This window comes from Pseudolysinimonas sp. (genome assembly GCF_031389465.1).
Taxonomy (GTDB): domain Bacteria; phylum Actinomycetota; class Actinomycetes; order Actinomycetales; family Microbacteriaceae; genus Pseudolysinimonas_A.
In genome coordinates this window covers 1-2,898 of record NZ_JANMSQ010000104.1, presented here as the reverse complement: position 1 = coordinate 2,898, position 2,898 = coordinate 1, and the positions used below count along the sequence as shown (strand labels likewise).

At 67.2% G+C, this 2,898-nt stretch carries 2 protein-coding genes and 1 pseudogene; all 3 read right to left on the bottom strand.

Annotated features, from left to right (window positions below):
- Positions 1–1,018, bottom strand: a 1,018-nt coding sequence (locus RMO30_RS04130) for a serine/threonine-protein kinase (protein WP_397427884.1), incomplete at its 3' end; no start/stop codon positions are given.
- A 68-nt stretch (positions 1,019–1,086) separates the two neighbouring features.
- Positions 1,087–2,526: pseudogene (locus RMO30_RS04125) on the bottom strand (peptidoglycan D,D-transpeptidase FtsI family protein); the annotation flags it as partial.
- Positions 2,523–2,898 (bottom strand): FtsW/RodA/SpoVE family cell cycle protein (locus RMO30_RS04120; RefSeq protein ID WP_309709882.1); only part of this gene is annotated, 376 nt, incomplete at its 5' end. The gene RMO30_RS04120 and the pseudogene RMO30_RS04125, both read right to left, overlap by 4 nt.

The window sequence follows — 2,898 nt, the reverse complement described above, 5'->3', positions numbered from 1 at the left end:
TGTCGCCCCCTCCGCTGGGGTTGATCAACAAAAGAATGAGGATCGCGATCACCGTCACGGCGAGCACCGATACCGCAGCCACGAGCGGCCAGGTCCACGGGCTGCGGCGACGTTCGAGACGCTGTTCGGCCGTCGACGGCGTTCCCGTCCCGCCCGCCGAGGGAAGGACCCGGGTGACGGCGCTCGTCGACCCACCCGCGCCGAGGATCGAGGTGAAGGTGGCCTCGCCGCCGGCGATGCCGGGAACCGCAGCCACGGCGCCCGCGACGTCGCTGCGGCGCAGGGCCTGAGCGGCGCGGGCGAGATGCGACGCGGTCTGCGGCCGGTCGGCAGGCTTCTTGGCGATGCTGGCGTACACCAGGTTGCGCACCGGTTCGGAGACGGTGACCGGCAGCTCGGGCGGCTGCTCGTTGATCTGCGCCATGGCGATCGCGACCTGCGACTCACCCGTGAACGGCCGACGACCGGCGAGTGCTTCGTAGGCGACGATGCCGAGCGAGTAGTGGTCGGTCGTCGGCGACGCCGCATGTCCGCTCGCCTGCTCGGGCGACAGGTACTGCACGGTTCCCATCACCTGACCGGTCGCGGTGAGCGGCACCTGGTCGGCGATGCGGGCAATGCCGAAGTCGGTGATCTTCACCCGCCCTTCGGGCGTGATGAGCAGGTTCCCGGGCTTGATGTCGCGGTGGACGAGACCGGCAGCATGGGCGGCCTGAAGGGCGGATGCCGTCTGCGCGACGATGTCGAGAACCTTGTCGGTCGGCAGCACGCGTTCGCGCTCGAGGACCGTCGAGAGGGCCTCGCCCGGAACAAGCTCCATCACGAGGAAGGCGGAGCCGTCTTCCTCGCCGTAGTCGAAGACGTTAGCGATGCCCTCGTGGTTGACGAGCGCCGCGTGCCGGGCTTCCGCACGGAAGCGCTCAAGGAATCCGGGGTCTCCGAGGTACTCGTCCTTGAGGATCTTGATCGCGACCGTGCGACCGATGACGAGATCGGTCGCCTGCCACACCTCACCCATGCCGCCGATCGCGACGCGGGAGGAGAGCTGGTACCGGCCACCGAAGGTGAGCCCGCTGGTGGGTCACATCTGCTCAGCACCGCCTCCATGACCTTTTTGGCGATCGGTGCCGCCAACAGGTTGCCAAAACCAGTCTGCCGATCCTCGAGTACCACCGCGACGGCGACCCGCGGGTCATTCGCCGGGGCGAACCCGGTGAACCAGAGCGTGTAGGGCTCGCCCGGTCCGTTCTCGGCGGTTCCGGTCTTCCCTGCAACCTCGACCCCACTGATTCTTGCATTGTTGGCGACGCCACTGGACACGCCGGCGACCATCATCTGCGACATGAGAGCGGCGTTCTGCGAACTCAACGGCGTCGAGTAAACGTGCGGCTGGAACGACTGCAGTACCGAGAGGTCAGGGGCCACGATGCTTTCCACCAGCGTCGGCTGCATGAGGGTGCCGCCGTTCGCGATCGCCGCCGAGACCATCGCCATCTGCAGCGGCGAGGCACGCACGCTCGCTTGCCCGAATCCGGTGAGCCAGGTCTCGGCTTCGCTCTCGGTCTGCGGGTACTGGCTGGCTTCAGTCGGCATCGGAATGTCGAACGACGAACCGAACCCGAACTCCTCCGCCTGCTGCCGGATGGCGTCGTCGCCGAGGGCGCCGGCCAGCTGCGCGAACGGGATGTTGCACGACAGCCGCAGCGCGGTAGCAATGGTCGCCTCGCCGCCTCCCCCGCAATTGCTGTCGGCGGAGTTGGTGATCGGAGTCGTCGTTCCGGGCAGGATGAGCGAGGTCGGGTTCGGGAAAGCGCTCTCCGGCGTGTACTGACCGCTCTCCAGGGCGGCTGCCGCGACGACGAGCTTGAACGTCGACCCGGGCGGGTTGAGGTCGCCAGAGATGCCGCGATCGATCAGCGGGTCTCCCGCGTCGGCGAGCAGCGCCTCGTAGGTGTCTTGCACGAGTTGCGGATCGTGCACGGCGAGTGAGTTCGGGTCGTAGGTGGGCTTCGAGACGAGGGCGAGGATGGCGCCCGTCTTCGGGTCGATCGCAACCACCGCGCCCGCGTAGTCGCCGAGGGCATCCCAGGCGGCCTGTTGCGCGACCGGGTCGATCGTTAGCTCGACCGAAGCCCCCTGAGGGTCGCGCCCGGTCAGGATCGAGTTGATCCGGTCGAGGAACTGGGCGTCGGAGTTGCCGGTGAGGAACGAGTTGAGCTCCAACTCGAGCCCCGCTGTCGACGGCTGCACGCTGAAGTATCCGGTGACGGTCGAGTAGATCGGCCCGGCCGGATATACCCGCTGGTAGTTGTAACGGTCGTCGACGGGTTGCGAGTACGCGACCGGTTGCCCGTCGACGAGGATCTGGCCGCGCTCGCTCTGGAAGCTCGCGTAGATCGTGCGTGCGTTGCGTCCATCGGCTTGCAGGTTGCCTTGCTGGAAGTACTGGATGATCGTCGTCGACACGAACAGGGCGAGGAACATCAGCAGCACGAACGTGCTGACCCGCCGGAGTTGCTTGTTCATGCGACACCCCGCCCGTGAGGATCGCTGTCGATCACTAACTGGGGCTGGGCACGCACGGAGTCCGACAGCCGCACGAGCAGGGCGACGATGACCCAGTTGGCGACGAGCGACGACCCGCCCGCCGCGAGGAACGGCGTGGTGAGACCGGTGAGCGGGATGACCCGCGTCACGCCTCCGGCAACGATGAACACCTGCAACGCGACAACGAACGCGAGGCCGACGCCGAGCAGACGGCCGAAGTCATCCTGCCCGGCGAAGGCAAGGTGGAACCCGCGCGAGACGAACACCATGTACAGCACGAAGATCGCGAACAAGCCGATCAGCCCGAGCTCCTCGCCGAGGCTGGCGACGATGAAGTCGCTTTCGGCGAGC